The following is a 24,155-nucleotide window of genomic DNA, read 5'->3' as shown; positions in this document are numbered from 1 at the left end:
AGCAAGTAGGGATCTTGTTCGAATATAGTAGAGATATAACAGGGGGATAAGAGGGGGTTTATAGGGGGTTAGTAGGGGTCAAGCCCTATTAACCCCCTATAAAATCCCAGTAATCTCTCTATAAATCCTAGCTTAAGTAATAATCAGGTCCCTTTCAGTTCCTGATCAGGTTATAATATGCCTTATTCTGGAGTATCTGTACGGAGAGTAATAGTAATAGTAATAGTAATAGTAATAGTAATAGTAATAGTAATAGTGTCGATGATGCCGCTGTACCGAAAAAGATATCATTTCCACTTGGCTATTCCGTAAAAGCATACTGCATCCATAAAAGACGGTTCAGGACGAACAGTTCCCCCGCTACCCCTTTTTATAGTTTAAAGCCAGGATTGTCCGTTTCTCAGCCCCTGTAATAGGTCGTGGGTAAATTTATCGGTCAGGTTATAAGCTGTTTACCGGTTCACGGTAAACTATTTCCGGAAAAGATTAGGAAGTGATTATAAAAAGTCGCTATCTTTGCACCACTCCGCAAGGGAGGAACGGCTGATCCGAAAGGATAGGCACTGAAAAAAGAAGGGTTTAATTCAGGTTAAACGCAGAAACAGCAGGAAAACAAAAAAAATAAATTTTCACATTTATTTTGGAGAAACCAAAAAGATTTCTACCTTTGCAGTCCCAACGGAAACGAAGGGAAACAGAATAAGATCGATAACGGCGCAATGCCGACATCATAAAAGCCGAAGCGAGATGCGGAAGCGACAGAAGTTCTTTAAAAATATAATCATGTAACGTAACGAGTAGTGTTGAGAAACGACGAAAGTTAAAAAAATCAACCTGTTCAATTTTAGAATTAGAAATTAAAATACAAGACAATTCTATTTATTATAAATAGTCTTGATCTTACACTTCATTTTACAATGGAGAGTTTGATCCTGGCTCAGGATGAACGCTAGCGGCAGGCCTAATACATGCAAGTCGGACGGGATTCAGGGAGTAGCTTGCTACAAACTGATGAGAGTGGCGCACGGGTGCGTAACGCGTGAGCAACCTACCCATATCAGGGGGATAGCCTCTCGAAAGAGAGATTAACACCGCATAACATCATTTACCGGCATCGGTTTTTGATCAAATATTTATAGGATATGGATGGGCTCGCGTGACATTAGCTAGTTGGAGAGGTAACGGCTCACCAAGGCTACGATGTCTAGGGGCTCTGAGAGGAGAATCCCCCACACTGGTACTGAGACACGGACCAGACTCCTACGGGAGGCAGCAGTAAGGAATATTGGTCAATGGAGGCAACTCTGAACCAGCCATGCCGCGTGCAGGATGACTGCCCTATGGGTTGTAAACTGCTTTTGTCAGGGAATAAACCTTTCTACGTGTAGGAAGCTGAATGTACCTGAAGAATAAGGATCGGCTAACTCCGTGCCAGCAGCCGCGGTAATACGGAGGATCCAAGCGTTATCCGGATTTATTGGGTTTAAAGGGTGCGTAGGCGGTCCTATAAGTCAGTGGTGAAAGACGGCAGCTTAACTGTCGCAGTGCCTTTGATACTGTAGGACTTGAATCTATTTGAAGTGGGCGGAATAAGACAAGTAGCGGTGAAATGCATAGATATGTCTTAGAACTCCGATTGCGAAGGCAGCTCACTAAGTTAGTATTGACGCTGATGCACGAAAGCGTGGGGATCAAACAGGATTAGATACCCTGGTAGTCCACGCCCTAAACGATGATAACTCGATGTTTGCGATACACAGTAAGCGTCCAAGCGAAAGCGTTAAGTTATCCACCTGGGGAGTACGGTCGCAAGATTGAAACTCAAAGGAATTGACGGGGGCCCGCACAAGCGGAGGAGCATGTGGTTTAATTCGATGATACGCGAGGAACCTTACCCGGGCTTGAAAGTTAGTGAATGATCCAGAGACGGATCAGTCCTTCGGGACACGAAACTAGGTGCTGCATGGCTGTCGTCAGCTCGTGCCGTGAGGTGTTGGGTTAAGTCCCGCAACGAGCGCAACCCCTATGTTTAGTTGCCAGCACATTAAGGTGGGGACTCTAAACAGACTGCCAGCGTAAGCTGTGAGGAAGGTGGGGACGACGTCAAGTCATCATGGCCCTTACGTCCGGGGCTACACACGTGCTACAATGGACGGTACAGCGGGCAGCTACATAGCAATATGATGCTAATCTCTAAAAGCCGTTCACAGTTCGGATTGAGGTCTGCAACTCGACCTCATGAAGTTGGATTCGCTAGTAATCGCGTATCAGCAATGACGCGGTGAATACGTTCCCGGGCCTTGTACACACCGCCCGTCAAGCCATGAAAGTTGGGGGTACCTAAAGCATGTAACCGCAAGGAGCGTGTTAGGGTAAAACCGATAATTGGGGCTAAGTCGTAACAAGGTAGCCGTACCGGAAGGTGCGGCTGGAATACCTCCTTTCTAGAGCATTCGGAATTGAAGCTCGTTACGGATACACATGATTAAAAAAGTATTTAGTACAGCGTATTTAGTATTTAGATTATTTTCTATCTAACTACTGATATCTAAGTACTGATTACTATAAAAAAGCATTTGAAGAAATGTGCCCATCCCTGAAAATGGATGGTCCAGAGAGATAGAATGATAAGCTAGTCCCGTAGCTCAGTTGGTTAGAGCACTACACTGATAATGTAGGGGTCAGCAGTTCAAATCTGCTCGGGACTACCATCTAGATGTGAGATGACAGACATGAGATCTGAGACGTAAAGTCTACTTTCTCTGTTCCTGAATCTATAATCTACACCACGGGGAATTAGCTCAGCTGGCTAGAGCACCTGCCTTGCACGCAGGGGGTCATCGGTTCGACTCCGATATTCTCCACACGTATGCCCGGACACTAAGATATTGTGTTCACGATAAGGCTACAAAGAGTTCTTTGACATATTGAAAGAAAAAAAATTACAAGAGAAGACAACAGTAGAGACAATACTGTGATGTGCTTGATGTATTATGAAGACCCTCGGTCAAGGCCGAACGGATTAATGCGTAGCATCACGGTTATATATCAAAAGCAACCCATAGTAGCAAAAGGGCTATGAGGTGAAGAAAGTAAATAAGGGCACACGGGGGATGCCTAGGCTCTCAGAGGCGATGAAGGACGTGATAAGCTGCGATAAGCTTCGGGGATTAGCAAATGTGAGTTTGATCCGAAGATTTCCGAATGGGGCAACCTAGCATACTGAAGGTATGTTGTAAAATACGCGAACGCGCTGAACTGAAACATCTAAGTAGGCGTAGGAGAAGAAAATAATAATGATTTCCCAAGTAGTGGCGAGCGAACGGGAAAGAGCCCAAACCAATAATGTTACGGCATTGTTGGGGTTGTAGGGCTGCGATATGGTATTAGCAAACAGAAGTGGAATGGGATGGGAAGCCCAGCGATACACGGTGATAGCCCTGTACACGTATAGAATGCTAGCCTAGCAGTACCCTGAGTACCGCGGGGTCGGAGACGCCCTGTGGGAATCTGTCAGCACCATCTGATAAGGCTAAATACTCCTGAGAGACCGATAGTGAACTAGTACCGTGAGGGAAAGGTGAAAAGAACCTCGAACAGAGGAGTGAAAAGAACCTGAAACCGTGTGCTTACAAGCGGTCGGAGCTGGCAGGTCCAGTGACGGCGTGCCTTTTGCATAATGAGCCTACGAGTTACTCTTGTCTGGCAAGGTTAAGTGGTTCAGCCACGCAGCCGAAGCGAAAGCGAGTCTTAATAGGGCGCATAGTCAGATGAGGTAGACGCGAAACCTTGTGATCTACCCTTGGGCAGGTTGAAGTTGCAGTAACATGTAATGGAGGACCGAACCGATAAACGTTGAAAAGTTTCCGGATGACCTGAGGGTAGGGGTGAAAGGCTAATCAAACTGGGAAATAGCTCGTACTCCCCGAAATGTTTTTAGGAACAGCGTCGGCATGGAGTCTTATAGAGGTAGAGCTACCGATTGGGTGCGGGGGAGTCAAATCCTACCAAATCCAGACGAACTCCGAATGCTATAAGATATGGCCGGCAGTGAGGCTTTGGGTGCTAAGGTCCAAGGCCGAGAGGGAAAGAACCCAGACCATCAGCTAAGGTCCCTAAATATACGCTAAGTTGAACTAACGAGGTCCGACTGCACAGACAGCTAGGATGTTGGCTTGGAAGCAGCCATTCATTTAAAGAGTGCGTAACAGCTCACTAGTCGAGCGGTCGGGCGTGGATAATAAACGGGCATCAAGTGTATTACCGAAGCTATGGATTCATGCATTATATGTATGTCTGGTAGGGGAGCATTCTATTTACGGAGAAGCGGTCTGGTAATGGGCCGTGGAGTTGATAGAAAAGCAAATGTAGGCATAAGTAACGATAAGGCGGGTGAGAAACCCGCCCACCGAAAGACTAAGGTTTCCTGATCAACGCTAATCGGATCAGGGTTAGTCGGGGCCTAAGGCGCATCCGAAGGGAGTAAGCCGATGGACAACTGGTTAATATTCCAGTACTTTTTATAACTGCGATGTGGTGACGGAGTAGTGACACTGCCGCGAACTGACGGAATAGTTCGTTAAAAGGCGTAGGTATAGGGACGGTAGGCAAATCCGCCGACCCTGCTGAAACCCAATAGTACAGCAAAGCTTCGGCGGCGCTGATAGAGCAGGTAAACAGACTTCCAAGAAAACCCGCTAAGCTTCAGGTTATAAAAACCCGTACCGTAAACCGACACAGGTAGTCGAGGAGAGAATCCTAAGGTGCTCGAGTGAATCATGGCTAAGGAACTCGGCAAAATGGCCCTGTAACTTCGGGAGAAGGGGCGCTTCCTCCAGCGATGGAGAAGCCGCAGTGAAAAGGCCCAGGCGACTGTTTAACAAAAACATATGGCTTTGCAAAATCGAAAGATGAAGTATAAGGCCTGACACCTGCCCGGTGCTGGAAGGTTAAGAGGGGATGTCATCGCAAGAGAAGCATTGAATCGAAGCCCCAGTAAACGGCGGCCGTAACTATAACGGTCCTAAGGTAGCGAAATTCCTTGTCGGGTAAGTTCCGACCTGCACGAATGGTGTAACGATCTGGGCGCTGTCTCAGCCATGAGCTCGGTGAAATTGTGGTATCGGTGAAGACGCCGATTACCCGCAACGGGACGGAAAGACCCCATGCACCTTCACTATAGCTTAACATTGAAATTGGGTACAGGATGTGTAGGATAGGCGGGAGATGTTGAAGTGGCTTCGCCAGGAGTCATGGAATCAACCTTGAAATACCGCCCTTTCTGTATTCGGTTTCTAACTCGATCATGTCGAGGACATTGTTTGGTGGGTAGTTTGACTGGGGTGGTCGCCTCCAAAAAGGTAACGGAGGCTTTCAAAGGTAAGCTCAGTACGCTTGGTAACCGTACGAGGAGTGCAATGGCATAAGCTTGCTTGACTGTGAGACCAACAAGTCGAACAGGGTCGAAAGACGGACATAGTGATCCGGTGGTTCTGTATGGAAGGGCCATCGCTCAAAGGATAAAAGGTACGCTGGGGATAACAGGCTGATCTCCCCCAAGAGCTCATATCGACGGGGAGGTTTGGCACCTCGATGTCGGCTCGTCACATCCTGGGGCTGGAGAAGGTCCCAAGGGTTGGGCTGTTCGCCCATTAAAGTGGCACGCGAGCTGGGTTCAGAACGTCGCGAGACAGTTCGGTCCCTATCTGTTGTGGGCGTTGGAAGTTTGAGTGGATCTGTCCTTAGTACGAGAGGACCGGGATGGACTGACCGCTGGTAAACCAGTTATGCCGCCAGGTGTACGGCTGGGTAGCTACGTCGGGAATAGATAAGCGCTGAAAGCATCTAAGTGCGAAACTAGCCACGAGATGAGACTTCCTTATAGGGCCGTAGTAGACTACTACGTTGATAGGTTGCAGGTGTAAAGGTAGAAATACCATAGCTGAGCAATACTAATCACCCGAAGCTTTCTCAAGCAACGCAAACACTGTTGTCTTCCTCTTTTAGTTTTTCTTTCAATTGTCTATAGATAATGCTTTTTATAGAGCATATATCACATAAAAACATTTTAGGTGCCTATATCGGCGGTGTCTACCTCTTCCCATTCCGAACAGAGAAGTCAAGCCCGCCAGAGCCGATGGTATTGCCGTAACAGGTGGGAGAGTAGGTCGGTGCCTTTTTTTATACAGAAGCCTTTGCTATACAGCAGAGGCTTTTTTGTGTTTATACCTTTTTTATCAAGATTATCTTATCTTTAAGAATAATTTTGATCAATATGTCACAACCTACTTTTTATAAACTCTTCGCATTATTTATACCCATATGGTTTTCATATGCTAGTCCAGCTCAGGATGTGAAACATAAGAAGCCGAATATTATTTTTATCTTGTCAGATGATCATACGAATAAAGCAATCGGTGTATATGGCAATAAATTAGCAAAAACTCCTAATATTGACCGGATCGCTAATGAAGGTGCTTTATTTAATAATTTTTTTGTAACCAATTCTATTTGTGGTCCTAGTCGAGCAGCGCTATTAACGGGTAAGTATAGTCATGTGAATGGTTTTATTTCAAATGACAAAAAATTCAATATTAATCAGTTTATTTTCTCCAGATCTTTAGCTGAATCTGGATATCAAACTGCATGGATAGGAAAATGGCATCTGGAAACATTACCTCAGGACGCATTCAGTTATTGGACTATTCTTCCTGATCAAGGTCATTATTTTAATCCAGATTTTATTACACAGGCGAATGATACGGTTAATCATAAAGGTTATGTCACAGATATTATTACAGACCTTTCAAAGGACTGGATAGAAAAAAGAGATAAGGATAAACCATTTTTTCTTGTAATCGGTGAGAAAGCCACACATCGCGAGTGGCTGCCTGCATTAGAAGATCTCGGAGCATATGATGATGTTACTTTTCCAGTTCCGTCAACTTTCTACGATACTTATGAGAATAGGAAAGCTGCAGCTCATCAGGATATGAGTATTTCAGGAACAATGAAACTGGGCTTTGATCTGAAAGTAAATGTTGATTATGAAACCGACTGGATTTATAGCCGATTGGATAGCAACCAACGTAATGCTTACCGTGCTTATTACGGTGATCGGATAAGTAAAGAATTCAATGATAGAAAACTAACCGGTAAGAAGCTCGCAGAGTGGAAATTTCAACGTTACATGCGCGATTACTTCTCTACAGCTAAGGCGCTGGATCGTAATATCGGAAAGATTTTGAATTTCTTGGATGACAATGGTTTGGCTGAAAATACGATTGTTATTTATGGTTCGGACCAAGGGTTTTATTTAGGCGAACATGGATGGTTTGATAAGCGCTTCATATATGAAGAATCTTTGAGAACTCCTTTTATGATCCGCTATCCTAGGGTTATCAAAGCGGGTACAGTCATTGAACAGCCTGTTTTGAATATTGATTGGGCTCCCACATTGTTAGCGATGGCAGATGCTCCTGCTTCAAAAGAAATTCAAGGAAAATCTTTTTTTGATCTTTTAAAAAATGATGAAGTATCTTGGCGCGATCGAATTTATTATCATTATTATGAATATCCACAACCTCATCGTGTGATGCCACATTTTGGTATCAGAACTGCAAAGTTTAAGTTGATTCGTTTTTATGGAGAACAAGATTTTTGGGAACTTTACGATCTTGAGAAAGATCCTCAAGAATTGAATAATATTTATAGTGAGTTTGAAAATAGCGAACTATTAATTGCATTAAAAAAGGATCTGGCAATATCAATTAAAGAATACAAGGATGATCTTGCTGCAGAGATAATGAGTAAATAAAACATCTACCTTTTTTTGTACTTGTATTGACTTTTTAGGTATATATATGGTACTTTTAGAATTCCTATATCGGATTTATTTTGCCAAGATTATAACGATGACAGCATATATGGCTTTTGCTGGTTGATGAGTTCATCCAATTATTAAGCTTAATCTGATCTCCTATTTAGTTGTAATTTATTATGTCAGATTTATTTGTTGCATAAACTACTTTATAAACAGGATGTTATGAGATGAAACAGCTGTAATTTTTATCGATGGACTCTTTTGGTATAGTATTTGGCTATTTTCTGAAAAGAATAGGTTATTTATGAAGGCAAAATTTGCAATTTTTTTGGGAGGGTTAATGTTATTGCTATCTGTTAGTTCTTGTGTAGGATATTATCATGATCATGGTCATAGACCTCAACGGGGGCATCATCACGGTCACCATAAGAAAGGACATAATAAACATTACAAAAAGGGGCATAACAAGCACCATAAAGGTAATGGAAGAAATAGAGGAGGACATTAACATAATAAGGGGATTATATATCCCCTTATTATGTTATGATATAATGATCATTTCTGATTGTTTAGATAGATTCTCTAATGGTAATCGCGGCATCTAGTTCTATCGTTTCGTAGACAATTTCTCTCTTTTTTAATCGAAATTCTAGAATATGAATCATTTTTTCAAAAGCTAATTTTCCTATTCTTGTAGCTGGTTGAGAAATGCAGGTCAATGGTGGATTAAAAGAAAAGGCATAATTCGTATTTGAAAATCCAATAAGGGCAATTTCCGATGGAATTTTAATTTTTTGTTGTGCTAATAAACCTATTGTACGATTTGTCAATAAGTCTGTAGCAGTAAAAATGGCATCAGGACTTTTATTGTCATTTTTTAATTCTTCTAATTTATTTAGGATTTGTTCTTCAACGATTTGAATTTGTGATAGATCGCATCTCAGTAGTTTTTTGTCATCAAATGCGATGTTATTTTGTTTTAAAGCCTCCTGGAAACCTAGAAGTCTTTCATTTGTAACACCATTAGCAACTCCTGTAATGTGCAGTATCTTGCTGTAGTTTCTATCAATAAGTTCTTGCGTTGCTTTTTGTGCTGCTTTTTTATTATCAATTCCTATTTTGAAGGTTTGTAGATTATTATTGATACGATCGAAGATAACAATAGGACAATTGCCATTATGGAGTTGTTGTAGATAACTTAAGTTAGCACTATCTGATACAGGTGAAATTAATATACCATCAACGCCTTTTGAATATAGGATGTCAATACATTTTTTTTCTACTGCAGGGCTTTCTCGACTTTGCATAATAATGATATTGTATTTCTGAAAAAGCGAGGACTCTTCTATTCCTTCCAAAATTTGTGAAAAGAATGAATTACTGATAGTCGAAACAATAACTCCTATAATATTGGTTTTACCGGTTTTTAAACTTCTAGCTAATGCATTATACTGGTAATTATGTTCATGGGCATAAGCAATGATCTTCTCTTTTGTTTCTTTATTTATTTCGTAACTATCGGATAAGGCTTTGGAAATGGTGGGAGCTGATAAGTTTAGCGCTTTTGCGATATCTTTAAGAGTTAATCTTTTCATAATTTCCTAATATAACTTATAAAGATACTAAATTGTGTAAAGATTCGATCATTGTAAGGGACATAATGTGTTTCCAATAATTAAATCCTATGAAATCTTTCTATCTTTGTATTTATGAGTACATTATTAGATATAGGACAAAAGCCATATAATCATTATGGATCTTACTTGAAAAAGAAATATAATGGTCAACGCGTATATAAAGTCATTGTGGATGGGAATTTTACTTGCCCTAATCGTGATGGAAGTAAGGGGTATGGCGGTTGTTCATATTGTAATGTGGATTCATTTACACCTGAATCTGCACGAAAATTACCAACAATTCGTGAACAGGTGGAAGAAGGCATTAAAAGAGCGCGAGAAGGGTACCGGGCTGATAAATTCATTATCTATTTTCAACCCAATACAAATACTTATGCTCCTGCACATTTTTTAAAGGCTATGTATGACGAAGCTTTAGCTGTTTGTCCTGAAGATACTATTGGTCTTTCTGTTGGAACAAGACCAGATTGTATTGATTTTGAAAAGGTAGCTTTGTTAGAAAGTTATTGTGATCGTTATGATGTTGATCTGGAAATGGGGATGGAATCAATTTATGATGAAACTTTGAATAGAATTAACCGTGGCTGTTCTCATGATGAATTGGAAAAAGCACTAAAATTAGTTGAAAATAGTCCATTGGAAATTTGTGTACATACTATTTTTGGTTTTCCTTGGGAATCGCATGAAATGATGTTAAGATATGCTGATGAAATAAATAAGCACCCGCAGATTAAATTTGTGAAGTTGCATCATCTGCATATTGTTGAGGGATCGATCATGGGCGTTCAGTACAAGCGTGAACCTTTTCATGTTTTCTCCATTGATGAATATTGTGACTTTCTAGCAGAATTTATTCCGCTATTGCGACCGGATATTGTTATTCAACGTTTATTTGGGTTGGCAGATCAAGATTTACTGATTGCTCCAAATTGGGGAATGAAGAAATCAGCTATTCAAACGTACATAGATAAGGCTTTGGAACGTAAAGGGGCCATACAAGGCTCGAAATATATAGGATAAAAAAAGGTTGCTATCATTATAGCAACCTTTTTTTTATTTTTCTATGATTGATTTTAAATCGGCCGGAGAGTAATTGATCGATTTTAATGTTTTGTTATCTTCTGTTCTGAATACTAAGAATAGACCATCTACTTCTTTATAGTAACTATCGACATCTTTTGAAGTTTTGTAATGTGCTATTGTTGCTTCAGCCTCTTCAATGGATTGACAGGCTTTACTCATGTTGGAACGTTGCACTTCTTCGAATAGCTCATTAAATTTGTCTTTTAAACCAAATTCAAGTACAGCACCTGCTAACACATACTGTATATCACATAATGCATCTGCTACTTCTACAAGATCATTATTTTGGATAGCTTCTTCCAACTCTTTTAATTCTTCAGCAATAAGAGATACACGTAATGCACTGCGTTTTTCACTTGGGATTGTTGGTTTTTCTAATATCGGATGCTGGAAAACTTTATGAAATTCGGCTACGGATGTTAATGTTTTTGGATCAGTCATGTTATATTTTATTTTTGCTAAATTATGCAATATAATCTAATTTAAAAATTGAGTCAAATAAAAAAAGCAGCTGTGAAGCTGCTTTCTATATAAAGGAGTAAATATTAAATTAAATGTTTCAATTGAACTAGCTCGCGCTCTTCAATGTATCTCCAACGACCTCTTGGTAAATCCTTTTTAGTCAAGTTAGCATATACAACACGGTCTAGTTTTACTACTTCATATCCTAACGATTCAAAAATACGTCTTACGATGCGATTTTTACCACTATGGATCTGAACACCAACTTCTCTTTTACTTCCGCCAGTTACGTAGCTTAAATCATCAGGTTTTACAAAACCATCTTCCAGTTCAAGACCGAAAACAATTTTATTAAAATCACCTTGTGTTAAGCTTTTATTCAATTCTACGTTGTAGATTTTACTGATGTTATTACGAGGGTGCGAAAGTTTTTCAGCTAAATTACCATCGTTTGTCATTAATAATAAACCAGTTGTATTTCTATCTAAACGACCTACTGGATAGATACGTTCTTTAGTAGCTTTTGAAACTAATTCCATTACTGTGTGACGCTCCTGAGGATCTTCGGTAGTAGTAATGTAATCTTTAGGTTTATTTAATAGGACATAAACCATTTTTTCACGTTTCAAACGCTCACCATTATATTTAACGTCGTCTTTAGCTGGATCTACTTTAGCACCTAATTCAGTAACGGCTTCACCATTAACACTAACAACGCCAGCTGCGATTAATTCATCGGCTTTTCTTCTAGAACATACTCCAGAATTAGCGATATAACGATTTAAACGAATTAGGCCGTCATTTTGAGAAGATTTTGAACGTTGAGGTCTTTCTGTTGATCTTCTTTCAGTAGAACCCTCTTTACGATCTTCGTCATTATTGAATTTTTTATAAGAAGATTTATATTGTCTATCTGATTTGTCTCTAGCTGGACGTTTGAAGTCAGTTTGATCACCATCAGATTTTTGAAAAGATTTGCCTTCTTTGTTAAAAGGTTTGTCAAAAGTTCTTTTTCTGTCGGAGCTATCACCTTCTTTTCTGAAAGGTCTCTCACCGCCAAAAGATCTACCTTCTTTGTTGAAAGGTTTGTCAAAAGTTCTTTTTCTGTCGGAACTTTCACCTTCTTTTCTGAACGGTCTATCACCACCAAAAGATCTGCCTTCTTTGTTGAAAGGTTTATCAAAGCTTCTTTTTCTGTCGGAACTTTCGCCTTCTTTTCTGAAAGGTCTATCACCACCAAAAGATCTGCCTTCTTTGTTGAAAGGTTTGTCAAAGCTTCTTTTTCTGTCGGAGCTATCACCCTCTTTTCTGAAAGGTCTATCACCACCAAAAGATCTACCTTCTTTGTTAAAAGGTTTGTCAAAGCTTCTTTTTCTGTCGGAGCTATCACCCTCTTTTCTGAAAGGTCTGTCACCGCCAAAAGATTTACCTTCTTTATTGAAGGGTTTGTCAAAGCTTCTTTTTCTATCGGAGTTTTCGCCATCAAATTTTTTGAAAGGTCTATCACCTCCAAAAGATTTTTTGTCGTTATTATATGGTCTGTCTGTGTTATCTTTATTGCCGAATGATGAACTTCTCGGTCTTTTGTTTTCTTTGAAATTAGAGGATCTATCATCCTTTGAACGATCGCCTCTTGGTTTGAAGTTTTCTGAGGTACTTCTTGAGTTTTTGGACTTGTCATCACGACTGTTCCTTTTATTGCTGAATGGCATCTTATTACTATAAAATAATGTGAACGGCAAAGTTACCCATAATTTTCTTTTTTTCTAGAAATAAATTTATTTTTTTTTTTGAGGGATGAAAAGTTACAAAAAAATCAAGCTTGAAACATGTTTAAACCTTGAAAAGGTTAAGTGTTTGTTTTTTAAGTAAATAGTCTTTATCTTTGTAGCCTTGAATTTGTACCAAGCTATTTTTTGATCGATTTTATCGTGGATAGGGTAGCATTAAGGGAGTGAATGTTTAGAAAAAAAGTATTATGTTGTAGTCTGATTTTGTCGGCGTTAGTGTTGTCAAAATTGTACTCAAACCCAAACACAATTGCTGCAGGTGATGATAAGATCATTACTGTGAAAGCGCCAAGTAATCTTTCTAATGGGGAAGATGAAAAGGAGAAAAATGAAAATAATGATAATAATAATGATCATTATTTGAGTTCGTTGACATTTGCCAATGATACGTTGCCGATAAATCGGCCACATGTTGAAAGCAAGTTGTTGCGATATTTTAAAAACTTCTCTTTCAAAAAGAGAGGCTCTTACAGTCTACATAAAAAAGCAGAGGCCTATCTGCCGCAGATTGAGAAGATTTTAGCATCCTACGGTATTCCTGAAGACTTTAAGTACGTTCCATTGGTAGAAAGTGGATTGGATCGAGGAGTCGTTTCTTCTAAAGGGGCTGGTGGCTACTGGCAGTTTATGCCTGCAACTGCTAGACTTTATGGATTGAAAGTGAATGGAAATGTTGATGAGAGACGAGATTTGACGAAGTCTACTCATGCCGCTGCTAAGTACATTAAATCACTTTATAAGCAGTTTGGAAACTGGACTCTTGTAGCTGCTGCTTATAATGTAGGTGGAGGAAGCTTAAAGGGTTCTATTAGACGCCAGAAAGAGGATAGTTATTACAATTTAAAGTTGAATAATGAAACTGGTTCTTATGTCTATAAGTTGATTTCGATGAAAGAGATTATCGAGAATCCTGAAAAACATGGTTATACGCGATATGCGAACCGAACGGATCAGAAAGATCCAAATGAGAATATGTTATAAGAAAAAGGCTTGAATTATATAATTCAAGCCTTTTTTTCTAGAGTCTGTTCTACCTATCTGAGGTCTACAATTTCATAACCGCTGTATTTGCTTTTGTTAAAGCTAAATAAACTGTTGTCCAGATTCTTATTAGAAACCTGACTCTTAATCGTGTAACTGTATTGACCACCGTTTTTATCATAGATAGTCGCATCATATATCAGTTTTGTTGCTCTATTGATGCGGAGTTTTATCTTAGAATAGTTCTTTTTGCTATCAGTTGGTGTTAAATGAACGACATTTAAAAGTGTGTTTCCAGCTTTTTCATTTGCAACCAAGTTATATTTAAATCCGGTTTTATAAAAGCTAAAAATATTACTAGGATCTATTGCATCTGTGCTATTCTCTATTGCTGCAATCTGAACTTCTTTTTCTTCTTTCAAAATAGTATATAAGCTCTTTGCATCTGATATCATTTCCTGACTATTCATCGTAATATGATATCTATTGTTTTTCTTATCTAAATAGAGTGTCCCTGCGTCGGTGTAGGCCGATTTATTTGAACCCTGAATTGCTGAAAATGAAAAGTTCGCTTGTACCGTTTGGTAACTATCATACTTTTTACTTACTTCAGTCAATATTTTTTTTGCAGCAGCATCTTGTTGTGCCAGTGCTGGAGTTGCGACTGCTAAGGTTATAAAACCTAGCATGATGCCCATTGTTTTTTTCATCTTTTAATCCTTCCTTAATGTTTCTAAAAACTGTTCTAAAGAATATTCATCGGGATAGAGTACTTCACGGGCCTTGCTTCCTTCAAAAGGACCAACGATTCCTGCGGACTCTAACTGATCAATTATTCTCCCAGCTCTATTGTACCCCAGCTTTAATTTACGCTGGATGAGTGAGGTTGACCCCTGTTGATGCATAACAATTAGGCGTGCTGCTTCTTCAAATAATTGATCTCTGTCTGAGAAATCAAAATCTGTAGAACCTGAACCATCGCCACTTTCATCAACATATTCAGGTAGCATAAATGCGGATGGATATCCACGTTGACCTCCGATAAAGTCAGAAATCATTTCGACTTCTGGAGTATCTACAAATGCACATTGAATACGAATCAAGTCACTACCTGTTGATAAAAGCATATCTCCACGACCAATTAATTGATCTGCACCTCCTGAATCTAAAATAGTACGTGAATCTACTTTAGATAATACACGGAATGCCAAACGTGCCGGGAAATTGGCTTTAATCGTACCTGTAATGATATTGACTGAAGGACGTTGGGTGGCAATTACCAAGTGAATACCTACCGCACGTGCCAATTGTGCTAAACGTGCAATCGGTGTTTCAACTTCTTTACCAGCTGTCATCATCAGATCGGCAAACTCATCTACAATAAGAACTATAAAGGGTAAGAATCGATGACCCTCCTCAGGGTTTAATCTGCGATTGACAAATTTTGCATTATATTCTTTCAAATTACGTACTTGTCCATTTTTTAGCAAGTCATAACGTTGATCCATTTCAATACAAAGTGAGTTTAATGTGTTGATAACCTTCTTTGTATCTGTGATAATAGCATCTTCTTCTCCTGGTAATTTCGCGAGAAAGTGTCGCTCTATTTTTTTGAATAAAGAAAGCTCTACTTTTTTTGGATCGACCAATACAAACTTTAATTCTGCAGGATGTTTCTTGTACAGTAGCGATGTTAAGATCGCATTGATACCTACGGATTTACCTTGTCCTGTAGCACCGGCTACCAGTAAGTGGGGCATTTTCGCTAAATCGGCAATATAAACTTCATTCGAAATTGTCTTCCCTAAGGCGATTGGCAAGTCCATATCCGTCTTTTGGAATTTTTCTGTTGCAATAATTGATTTCATGGAAACCATTTCAGGATTGCTATTAGGGACCTCGATACCAATAGTTCCTTTTCCCGGCATCGGAGCAATAATACGGATACCTAAAGCCGCTAAACTCAGTGCAATATCGTCTTCTAGATTTTTGATTTTTGAAATACGTACTCCAGGTTTAGGAATGATTTCATATAATGTTACCGTAGGACCGATTGTAGCCTTGATATGTTCAATCTCAATATTATAATTACGTAAGGTATCAACAATTCTATTTTTGTTGGCCTCCAGCTCTTGCTGGTTGATCGTGATTTTTCCAGTTCCATAATCTTTTAATAGATCTAAGGTTGGATGTTGATATCCTGATAAATCTAATTTAGGATCATACTGACCGAATTGTGCAACTAGATCATTAGCCGTAATCGTCTTTTCTTCTTTAGGTGATTCTACTTCTAATTCATGACTTTGTACCGGTTTTTCTTCTACAATAGGATCTATTTGAAGAGGTTCGTCTACCGTAAATGAAACGGTATTTTCATTCATTATATTCGTATCCTCATCCGTTGGAGTTGGTTCTTCGATTTCGAATGGGATGAGCACTTTGTTCTCTGGTTTAATTTCCGAAACAGGTAAAATGATTTCTTTATGAGGAGAAGTGAATTCTTCATTTAATTGAATATCAGCATTTCTACTCGATTGAAATTTGTCATTCAGACTAGGTGCAGGTGTATAGGTTTCCCTTCTATTAATTAATGGTTCAGATACTGATGGTTCTGCTGTACGGATGGAGTTTGTGTAGTTTGTTTCTTCTTCTTCCGTATCAAAATTTTCATCTTCCTCATCTTGTTTTTTACGCGAGTCGAAAATACTAAATTTTAGATCTAGGTTGTATACCAGTATCAATGTCGTCAAATAGGCAAAGATTAAGATTCCGGCAACACCAACTGTTCCAATTTGAGCTTCTAATAATTTATTAGTCCAGAAACCAAACTTACCTTCTAAGATGTGAGGCACTTTTGTAATGAAGCTATGCAAGAAACCTAATGTAACAGATATAAATACGATCGCGATAAAAGAGTATATAATGGTACGGTAAACTGGTAATATTGATTTTTTGTACAATAATTTATACCCGATTACAAAGAAAACCAGTACAAAGAGGAAGGACGCAATGCCAAACCAATTGTAAATAAATTGGTTTGCAAATAATGCACCATATTTTCCCAATCTATTTTGTACTACAGGTAGTTCTACATCGGGATTATCAATTTCTTCCGCTGTATTCATCACTACGCCCCAACCACCATTATTGGTTGCAATATAGCTTTGATCTTCAGACCACGTGAATAAATATGAAACAAAAGCTATCCCCAATAATATCGCACATAGTATCAGGAAAGCCCCTAAAATTTTAATTAATTTTTGTTGCAGTTCTGATAAGTCTCTAGCGGGAGCTTCTTCTTTATTTTCTACTTTCTTATTATTGGGAGCTTCTTTTTTTTGACTCCTTTTAAATGATGTATTAGCGCTAGATGGTCTAAATGTATTTCCTTTATTTGACATGAATTTTCACAGTTATCCTTCATACAAACTTAAGTATTTAGGAGGAAATTTAATTGGCTTACTAAACCTTTTATTTTTTCTTGTAGCATTTTGTTTCTAACATACGTTTTTTAATGAGACGATCGTTGAATTTTGTTGTAAATAAAAAATGAAAATGAAAAAAGCATTATTTTTTGGAATCAGTATAATGGTTTTTATGCTGACATTAAATTCATGTAATAAGCTGGATGATGATTACGCTTATGTGGAAATCTCGGCTGTGTCTGCTGTGAATGCTGTACCTGGATCTGAAGGATTAGATATTGGTCTCGACCAGAATAAATTGAATAATAACTGGGAGGGTGTTTTCTCCTTTAATCGCGTTTTGAGTTATAAAAATGCATATCCTGGTAGTAGACTCGTGCGGGTATTTGATCCGAAATCAACTCCTGGAGATACAGCCCTAGTGAGTAAAAAAGTAGATTTTACTCCAGGTAAATTTTACAGCCTCTATGTGATCGGTAAAGATAAAGTTGATGTATTAGCTACTGAAGATGATTTTGGAACTTTGAAAACAGGATATGCAAAATTTAGATTTATGAATTTGAGTCCTGAAGCATCTAAGTTGACGCTTACATTAAATGATGTTGATAGTTTAGCTGTTAAAGATAAAGCTTATAAAGAATTGGCCCCTTTTAAGAATATTAAAATTGCTGATGTATATAAACTGAAAATAAATGGTGTTGGTATGACTGAATTGTTAGGAGATTTTAAACCTGAAGATAAGGAAGTTTATACCATTTATGCCGCAGGTTTGAAGTCAAGTAGCGATGCCAATAAAAAATATAGCTTCCAAATTGTTAAGCATAAATAAGTAGAAGATCTGGTTATAATTGTGGTTGATTATAATAACTAAGCCTGTTCTGAAAAGAACAGGCTTTTTTATCTCTGTACTGTATTTAATCGAATTGGAAGTACGTATTTAACATTGACAGGTATACCTCTTTGTCGTCCTGGTTCCCATTTTTTCATCTTTTTAGCGACTCTCAGTCCTGCTTCTCCGGTTCCATAACCGAGATCTCTTTTAAGTTTGAAATCACGGGGTTCTCCACTTTTATCGATAACGAATTCGATCTCTACGATACCATTTACACCAGCATGTAATGCTTGCATAGGGTAATCATAATTTCGCCCAATATACTGCATCAATGTGTTAATACCTCCTGGATAGGTGGGTTCTTTCCAGCCCGTAATTGAATCATAAGGTGTTCTATTTCCTATTGAATCTGTTGTGATGCCTGAAATCAGTTTACCTTCTGTGAAAGTTTCTGTAAAGGTATATCGCTTTCCATTAAAGTGCCCCTTCCAATCACCTTGTTTTTTGTGATTGACATAGTAACCTTCTTCGTAGCTATAGGAGTTATCTGATACAGCGAAACCATTGCCCTCTTTTAGCAGGATCTTTCCTGTTGAATCTGCGTAGGCTAAATAAAGCGGTTCTTCAATTTTATATTTACCTTTTTTATCGATCGCAAAGGGATAATATAGAATACATTTTATTTTACCATTTTGATGATAGTAGAATGCCGTATCGATCTGTTCTGAATAATTTGAATACATCTGCTCTGATTTGAGATTCCCATTTTCAAACATTTCGTATTTCTTACCTTTAAATTTTGTTCCGGAGATATTGGTTACTTTTCCTTGCAATTTGAGTGCATTATTAGAAAGATAAAATTCTTCAACTAAGGTATCTTTTGTATTTTGATCTGGAATGCTGACAAGACGTACATAATATGCTTTATCTAACTCTTTTGTTACTTCGTTATTTTTTGTATAAAGTGTTTGAATGTTTACTTGTGCATAACTAAAAGTACACGTTATAAGATACAGCAGGCTTATTAATGCGATTTTTCTCATCTAACTTAATGTCTGTTTGGATATGTAATTTTTTTAAAGTGTAAAGATAGTAAAAGTTCATAAAATAAAAATGACCGATCAAGTCGGTCATTTTTATTTTATGTAATTAAAAAAGTTTATTCCGCTATAATTAAATAGTAGTTTTTCTTTCCTCTTTGTGCAATGATATATTTATCATTAATCAAGTGAGAAGCATTGATTACTTGTTCAATATCTGTCGCTTTTTCGCGGTTGATTGACACACCACCACCTTGTAGCATTTTACGCGCTTCACCTTTAGAAGGGAATACCTGTGTGTTGACTGCTAGTAGATCTAATATGTTAATACCACTGCTCAAAGTTTCTGGTGAAACATTGAATTGCGGAATACCTTCGAATACATCTAAAATAGCTTCATGATCTAATCCATTTAAGAATTCAAGCGTACCATTGCCGAATAAGAAATCAGAAGTTTTGATTGCTGTTTCATATGCTTCTTCCGAGTGTGTACGGATAGTAATGTCTTTTGCTAAGGCTTTTTGTACTGCTCTTGTATGTGGAGCTGCATCGTGCTCGGCAATGATGTTATCAAGTTCTTCTTTAGATTTTAAAGTAAAGATCTTAATCCAATTTTTAGCATCATCGTCCGAAGTATTTAACCAGAACTGGTAATATTTGTATGGTGATGTTTTCTTAGGATCTAACCATACCGCTCCGGATTCAGTTTTACCAAATTTTTGGCCATCAGCTTTTTTAATTAACTGTGTTGTGATAGCAAAAGCAGTCCCTTGATCTTGGCGACGGATAAATTCTGTACCCGTTACGATATTTCCCCACTGATCGGAACCTCCCATTTGTACTTTACAGTTGTGATGTTTCCATAGATAATAGAAGTCATATCCTTGAATCAATTGGTACGAGAATTCTGTAAACGAAAGGCCGTTTTCACCTTCCAAACGTTTTTTTACAGAATCTTTAGACATCATATAGTTAACAGTAATTAATTTACCAACATCACGAATAAAATCTAAAAATTTGAAATCTTTAAACCAATCGTAATTGTTAACCATTTTGGCATCATTTTCACCTTCTCCAAATGCAAGGAATTTACCTAACTGAGTTTTCAAACAGTTCACATTGTGATTTAATGTGTGTTCGTCCAATAAGTTACGTTCTGCAGATTTGAATGAAGGGTCTCCAATCATTCCTGTCGCACCACCAACCAAAGCAACAGGCTTGTGTCCTGCATTTTGGAAGTGTATCAACGTCATGATTTGTGTCAAGTGACCTACGTGTAAAGAGTCTCCTGTTGGATCAAAACCAATATAACCAGATACCTTTTCTTTATTTAGTAAGTCCTCAGTTCCGGGCATAATGTCTTGAAGCATGCCTCTCCAGCGTAATTCTTCTACAAAGCTCATTGTGTAAAATGGGTTAAAAATTTTTAATATAAGCCACAAATATAAGAGATTAAGCTGTATATTGAGTGAATATTTCTCGTTAAATGACTACGGTAGGTATAAAAATGCTGTTATGAATTTTTTATCACACTTTTATTTTGAACGTTTTGCGACGACTCCTGAAAGAGTTGTTGGTAGCTTATTACCTGATCTATTGAAAAATGCCGATAAGGCCTTTATCCTCAAACCCAATAATTTTGAAGATCAGATAGGAGCCAAACCGTTACAATCGGAATTGCTTAAAGGGTGGAATGGGCATATTGAAGTTGACCGTCTGTTCCACAATTCGGATTACTTTTTCCACCATACACATGAGATCAAAGAATCTGTCAAGAATGAATTGATCGGACTTCCGATTAGGCCTTCTTTTTTTGCGCATATCGCACTGGAACTGTTATTAGATCATCTTTTAATTCAACATAAAGCTATTTCTATTGCTAAGTTTTATACCGCTCTTGAGCGGGTAGACCGTAACTCTTTACGATCTTTTCTAGTTACTAGTGAACTAAAGGATGTCGCGAAGTTTGATGCTTTTTTTGATAGATTTATTGCCTCTCAATACATTTATGAATATACGGATCTGATACAGGTTACCCGTGCGTTATTTCAGATTTGCAAACGTTTATGGTCTTTTGATGTTCATGAAGATCAAGTTTTGTCGTTAAGCAGTAAATTGAGCCTTTATGTAAAAGAAAATATGAAGGATTTTCATGACATCTATCAATATATTCATTATGAAATGATAGATTTTGAATAGTATTTGTCATGCATTACTATTATCCGTATTATTTTTTTTTATTTTCGTAGCAAATTACTTAACATATTAACATAAACTACATGTTTAAAAGACTTTTTCGTAAGAAAAGTGTTGATCAGATTATCTACGACTCGCAACATGGTGAGGGTTCAGGACTTGCAAAGGTACTCGGAGTAAGAGATTTGGTTTCACTAGGTATTGCGGCTATTGTCGGTGCAGGAATTTTCAGCACAATCGGCCTAGCAAGCTATGAGGGGGGACCTGCGGTTTCACTTCTGTTTATTTTTACAGCTTTTGCCTGTGTTTTTACGGCTTTGTCTTATGCTCAGTTTGCCAGTACAGTTCCAGTTTCGGGAAGTGCTTATACTTATGCATATGTTGCCTTTGGGGAATTATTTGCTTGGATTATCGGGTGGGCTTTAGTTTTGGAATATGCTGTTTCTAACACCGTAATTGCAATTTCCTGGTCTCAGTATTTTGCTTCGATGCTGGAAGGGTTTGGGATACATATACCCGCTTGGTTATCGATGGCTCCTGGCTATGCATTGGACGCATCACAAAAGCTTGCTGAGCACGGTGCAAATGCGTTGACGGCAGCAGATAAGCATGGATTAGAAGCTTATTTAAGCGCTCCGCGAATCGGAGGAGTACCAATCATCTTTGATCTCCCTGCAGGTATTATTACTGTACTAGTAACTGCTTTAGTCTATATTGGGATTAAAGAATCACAACGTGCTAGTGCGATCATGGTTATGATCAAAGTCGGGATTATATTGGCTGTAATTTTTGGGGGTATCTTTTATGTGAAACCGGAAAACTGGACACCTTTTGCTCCAAACGGAATGCACGGTGTTATGGGAAGTGTTGCGGCTGTGTTTTTTGCTTTTATTGGTTTTGATTCGATTTCAACGACCGCAGAGGAATGTAAGAATCCGCAACGTGATTTACCTAAGGCGATGATCTGGTGTTTAGTAATCTGTACGGTCTTATATGTCGCTATAACCCTCGTATTAACGGGTATGGTTAATTACACGGAGTTGAATGTAAAAGATCCTTTAGCTTTTGTGTTTAAGTATGTTGGGTTTGATTATATGGCTGGTGTTATATCGGTTACTTCCGTAATTGCCATTACAAGTGCATTATTGGTGTACCAATTGGCGCAACCGAGGATCTGGATGACGATGAGCCGGGATGGGCTGATGTCTAAACGCTTTGCACGTATACATCCTAAATATCGAACCCCTTCTTATGCAACTATAGTAACAGGTATCGTTGTGGGAGTTCCATCATTGTTTTTTAAGATGGATTTTTTTGTCGATTTAACAAGTGTAGGTACTTTCTTTGCCTTTATTATGGTATGTGCGGGTGTTCTTTATATGGATTATTCTGGATTATCTGAAAAGTCAAAATTTAGAGTTCCTTATGTAAATGGTAAATATTTAGTTGGTCTAGGCTTACTGGGTGCTATTGTTTTGATGTGGATTTATGGACAGGCAATCCTATTAGAATGGAAGAACCTGACTTTTATGGAGATAATCGAACATAAGGTGTTGATCATAATTTTTTGGTTAACCTGGTTAGGACTTAGCATTTATAGTTTTAAAATGAATTTCTCTTTATTGCCGGTAACTGGTATTTTGATTAATCTTTATTTAATGACAGAATTGGGAGCGAGTAACTGGATTATCTTTATTATTTGGCTTATTGGTGGATTAGTTATTTATTTCCTTTATGGATATAAGCACTCTAAATTGAATAAAGAAAGTATTTCTTAACGTGCATCATGACTAGATATAAAAAAAGCTCTAAACATTGTTTAGAGCTTTTTTTATATCTGCTAGAATCTCCAGAGAAGGATTCTACCAACTTTATTTCCCTGTTCCATTCGGATGACTTCCATTTCGGTTACATTCAGCTTTTTAAGCTTGTGTTGTAAACCTCTGATATCTTCGCGGTGAGCTACCAATGTCGAAAACCATTTTACTTGATCTTTATAAAATTGGCTTTCAAAAATCATTCGTCCGATAAAAGCTTTTTCGCCACCATCGCACCACAGTTCGCTTCCTTGACCTGCAAAACTTTGAACGATATTTTCTTGCTCAGCGGGCTTTAAACTTTTTATTTTGCGGTCTGCTTGTGCCAATGCTTCTAATTGAGAGGAAAAGAATGGTGGGTTACAGATCACCATATCATATTTTTCATTTTCGAGAATGATATCCTTGAAGATAGCTTTGGGGTTATTCTGTAATCTAATCTGCACATTGTTTTTAAGTTCTGGATTTAACCGAACGATTTCAATGGCATTTTTGTACGCTTTCTTTACAATTTCTGAACCTACAAATGACCAACCGTATTCGTGATGACCGACAATTGGGTAGATACAATTTGCGCCAACTCCGATATCAAGGATTTTAACTTGTTTTCCTTTTGGAATTTCATTATTGTTGCCTTTCGCTAATATGTCAGCAACGTAATGAATGTAGTCTGCCCGCCCTGGAATAGGAGGGCAAAGGTTCTCTTTCGGAATATCCCAATATTGAATGTTATAGTATTGCTGAAGCAATGCTTTATTTAAATGTCTTACTGCTTCTGGATTTGTAAAATCTATTGTTTTTGTTCGGTAATCGTTAACAAAAATGAATGGTTTGAGTTCAGGAACGACTTTGATTAATTTCGCAAAATCGTATGCATCAAGATGTTTATTTCTAGGGTGAAGTTTTTTTGTGGGAGTTGTTGCTGTTCCTGCCATAATGTTGTATTTGATGCAAAAATAAGCTTTTATTTTAAGAGATCGCTGAAATAAAAAATAGCTGGTGGTAAATGCTCAATAAAAAAACCTCCAAGCTGTGTTTAACTTCTTGGAGGCTTATGGTATAAACAGGAT

The 24,155-nt window shown here is 38.1% G+C and carries 15 protein-coding genes, 2 tRNA genes and 3 rRNA genes; 12 read left to right on the top strand and 8 right to left on the bottom strand.

The window, feature by feature from the left end:
• Window positions 1-914 precede the first annotated feature (914 nt).
• From FHR29_RS21790 to FHR29_RS21760, 7 genes are all read left to right on the top strand, one after another.
• Window positions 915-2,444 (top strand): 16S ribosomal RNA (locus tag FHR29_RS21790).
• 190 nt (window positions 2,445-2,634) lie between these two features.
• A tRNA-Ile gene (locus FHR29_RS21785) sits at window positions 2,635-2,711 on the top strand.
• A 79-nt stretch (window positions 2,712-2,790) separates the two neighbouring features.
• Window positions 2,791-2,864: transfer RNA gene (locus FHR29_RS21780), tRNA-Ala, on the top strand.
• Between the two features lie 222 nt (window positions 2,865-3,086).
• Window positions 3,087-5,974 (top strand): 23S ribosomal RNA (locus tag FHR29_RS21775).
• A 93-nt stretch (window positions 5,975-6,067) separates the two neighbouring features.
• Window positions 6,068-6,179 (top strand): 5S ribosomal RNA (gene rrf / locus FHR29_RS21770).
• Together the 16S, 23S and 5S rRNA genes with 2 tRNA genes alongside form the textbook arrangement of a ribosomal RNA operon.
• Before the next feature lie 95 nt (window positions 6,180-6,274).
• Entirely contained in the window at window positions 6,275-7,816 is a 1,542-nt protein-coding gene (locus tag FHR29_RS21765; protein ID WP_183917208.1) for a sulfatase, read from the top strand.
• A 310-nt stretch (window positions 7,817-8,126) separates the two neighbouring features.
• Window positions 8,127-8,330 (top strand): hypothetical protein, encoded by a 204-nt coding sequence (locus FHR29_RS21760; protein WP_132771021.1) that lies wholly within the window; start codon window positions 8,127-8,129, stop codon window positions 8,328-8,330.
• A 61-nt stretch (window positions 8,331-8,391) separates the two neighbouring features.
• Here FHR29_RS21760 and FHR29_RS21755 read toward each other — a convergent pair whose 3' ends face one another.
• Window positions 8,392-9,417, bottom strand: a complete 1,026-nt coding sequence (locus tag FHR29_RS21755) for a LacI family DNA-binding transcriptional regulator (protein WP_132771020.1) — start codon at window positions 9,415-9,417, stop codon at window positions 8,392-8,394.
• Window positions 9,418-9,531: 114 nt separating this feature from the next.
• Between FHR29_RS21755 and FHR29_RS21750 the strand changes: the two genes are divergently transcribed.
• The gene (locus tag FHR29_RS21750; protein ID WP_183917206.1) at window positions 9,532-10,479 is read left to right on the top strand and encodes a TIGR01212 family radical SAM protein; all 948 of its coding nucleotides are present in this window, start codon (window positions 9,532-9,534) and stop codon (window positions 10,477-10,479) included.
• A 33-nt stretch (window positions 10,480-10,512) separates the two neighbouring features.
• On the opposite strand, the gene FHR29_RS21745 is transcribed toward FHR29_RS21750, so the two are convergent.
• Together FHR29_RS21745 and FHR29_RS21740 are read right to left on the bottom strand one after the other, a co-directional pair.
• Complete coding sequence (locus tag FHR29_RS21745) at window positions 10,513-10,983, bottom strand: nucleoside triphosphate pyrophosphohydrolase family protein (protein WP_021191669.1); 471 nt, start codon at window positions 10,981-10,983, stop codon at window positions 10,513-10,515.
• A 104-nt stretch (window positions 10,984-11,087) separates the two neighbouring features.
• Entirely contained in the window at window positions 11,088-12,716 is a 1,629-nt protein-coding gene (locus FHR29_RS21740; RefSeq protein ID WP_168127085.1) for a pseudouridine synthase, read from the bottom strand.
• Window positions 12,717-12,962: 246 nt separating this feature from the next.
• Here FHR29_RS21740 and FHR29_RS21735 point away from each other — a divergent pair, with 246 nt between their 5' ends.
• Window positions 12,963-13,775, top strand: a complete 813-nt coding sequence (locus FHR29_RS21735; protein WP_031289146.1) for a lytic transglycosylase domain-containing protein — start codon at window positions 12,963-12,965, stop codon at window positions 13,773-13,775.
• Between the two features lie 53 nt (window positions 13,776-13,828).
• On the opposite strand, the gene FHR29_RS21730 is transcribed toward FHR29_RS21735, so the two are convergent.
• A complete protein-coding gene (locus FHR29_RS21730) occupies window positions 13,829-14,485 on the bottom strand; it encodes an outer membrane lipoprotein carrier protein LolA (RefSeq protein WP_183917204.1) in 657 nt (218 codons plus the stop codon).
• Between the two features lie 3 nt (window positions 14,486-14,488).
• Window positions 14,489-17,176, bottom strand: a complete 2,688-nt coding sequence (locus tag FHR29_RS21725) for a DNA translocase FtsK (RefSeq protein WP_183917202.1) — start codon at window positions 17,174-17,176, stop codon at window positions 14,489-14,491.
• 154 nt (window positions 17,177-17,330) lie between these two features.
• Here FHR29_RS21725 and FHR29_RS21720 point away from each other — a divergent pair, with 154 nt between their 5' ends.
• Window positions 17,331-18,029 (top strand): DUF4397 domain-containing protein, encoded by a 699-nt coding sequence (locus tag FHR29_RS21720; protein ID WP_165902431.1) that lies wholly within the window; start codon window positions 17,331-17,333, stop codon window positions 18,027-18,029.
• A gap of 68 nt (window positions 18,030-18,097) precedes the next feature.
• Here FHR29_RS21720 and FHR29_RS21715 read toward each other — a convergent pair whose 3' ends face one another.
• Window positions 18,098-19,075, bottom strand: coding sequence for an energy transducer TonB (locus tag FHR29_RS21715; RefSeq protein WP_183917199.1), 978 nt, complete (start codon window positions 19,073-19,075; stop codon window positions 18,098-18,100).
• 116 nt (window positions 19,076-19,191) lie between these two features.
• Window positions 19,192-20,475 (bottom strand): tyrosine--tRNA ligase, encoded by a 1,284-nt coding sequence (tyrS, locus tag FHR29_RS21710; protein WP_132771011.1) that lies wholly within the window; start codon window positions 20,473-20,475, stop codon window positions 19,192-19,194.
• Between the two features lie 112 nt (window positions 20,476-20,587).
• Here tyrS and FHR29_RS21705 point away from each other — a divergent pair, with 112 nt between their 5' ends.
• Both FHR29_RS21705 and FHR29_RS21700 read left to right on the top strand, forming a co-directional pair.
• On the top strand, window positions 20,588-21,271 hold the full coding sequence (locus FHR29_RS21705) for a hypothetical protein (protein WP_183917197.1): 684 nt from the start codon (window positions 20,588-20,590) through the stop codon (window positions 21,269-21,271).
• Window positions 21,272-21,351: 80 nt separating this feature from the next.
• Window positions 21,352-23,046 (top strand): amino acid permease, encoded by a 1,695-nt coding sequence (locus FHR29_RS21700; protein ID WP_183917195.1) that lies wholly within the window; start codon window positions 21,352-21,354, stop codon window positions 23,044-23,046.
• 62 nt (window positions 23,047-23,108) lie between these two features.
• Here the strand turns inward: FHR29_RS21700 and rlmF are convergent, their stop codons facing one another.
• Window positions 23,109-24,020: a 23S rRNA (adenine(1618)-N(6))-methyltransferase RlmF gene (gene rlmF / locus FHR29_RS21695; protein ID WP_168127091.1), complete on the bottom strand. Its 912-nt coding sequence runs from the start codon at window positions 24,018-24,020 to the stop codon at window positions 23,109-23,111.
• Window positions 24,021-24,155: the final 135 nt, after the last annotated feature.

The organism is Sphingobacterium sp. JUb56 (assembly GCF_014191365.1).
GTDB lineage: Bacteria > Bacteroidota > Bacteroidia > Sphingobacteriales > Sphingobacteriaceae > Sphingobacterium > Sphingobacterium anhuiense.
This window is presented reverse-complemented; position numbering and strand designations above follow the sequence as displayed.

What these genes read in the sequence shown, in the direction of transcription:
- FHR29_RS21720 (WP_165902431.1), top strand. Translation starts at nt 17,331, where the DNA reads ATGAAAAAAGCATTATTTTTTGGAATCAGTATAATGGTTTTTATGCTG.
- FHR29_RS21735 (WP_031289146.1), top strand. Translation starts at nt 12,963, where the DNA reads ATGTTTAGAAAAAAAGTATTATGTTGTAGTCTGATTTTGTCGGCGTTA.
- FHR29_RS21730 (WP_183917204.1), bottom strand. Translation starts at nt 14,485, where the DNA reads ATGAAAAAAACAATGGGCATCATGCTAGGTTTTATAACCTTAGCAGTC.
- FHR29_RS21760 (WP_132771021.1), top strand. Translation starts at nt 8,127, where the DNA reads ATGAAGGCAAAATTTGCAATTTTTTTGGGAGGGTTAATGTTATTGCTA.
- rlmF (WP_168127091.1), bottom strand. Translation starts at nt 24,020, where the DNA reads ATGGCAGGAACAGCAACAACTCCCACAAAAAAACTTCACCCTAGAAAT.
- tyrS (WP_132771011.1), bottom strand. Translation starts at nt 20,475, where the DNA reads ATGAGCTTTGTAGAAGAATTACGCTGGAGAGGCATGCTTCAAGACATT.
- FHR29_RS21755 (WP_132771020.1), bottom strand. Translation starts at nt 9,417, where the DNA reads ATGAAAAGATTAACTCTTAAAGATATCGCAAAAGCGCTAAACTTATCA.
- FHR29_RS21750 (WP_183917206.1), top strand. Translation starts at nt 9,532, where the DNA reads ATGAGTACATTATTAGATATAGGACAAAAGCCATATAATCATTATGGA.
- FHR29_RS21715 (WP_183917199.1), bottom strand. Translation starts at nt 19,075, where the DNA reads ATGAGAAAAATCGCATTAATAAGCCTGCTGTATCTTATAACGTGTACT.
- FHR29_RS21765 (WP_183917208.1), top strand. Translation starts at nt 6,275, where the DNA reads ATGTCACAACCTACTTTTTATAAACTCTTCGCATTATTTATACCCATA.
- FHR29_RS21740 (WP_168127085.1), bottom strand. Translation starts at nt 12,716, where the DNA reads ATGCCATTCAGCAATAAAAGGAACAGTCGTGATGACAAGTCCAAAAAC.
- FHR29_RS21705 (WP_183917197.1), top strand. Translation starts at nt 20,588, where the DNA reads ATGAATTTTTTATCACACTTTTATTTTGAACGTTTTGCGACGACTCCT.
- FHR29_RS21745 (WP_021191669.1), bottom strand. Translation starts at nt 10,983, where the DNA reads ATGACTGATCCAAAAACATTAACATCCGTAGCCGAATTTCATAAAGTT.
- FHR29_RS21700 (WP_183917195.1), top strand. Translation starts at nt 21,352, where the DNA reads ATGTTTAAAAGACTTTTTCGTAAGAAAAGTGTTGATCAGATTATCTAC.
- FHR29_RS21725 (WP_183917202.1), bottom strand. Translation starts at nt 17,176, where the DNA reads ATGTCAAATAAAGGAAATACATTTAGACCATCTAGCGCTAATACATCA.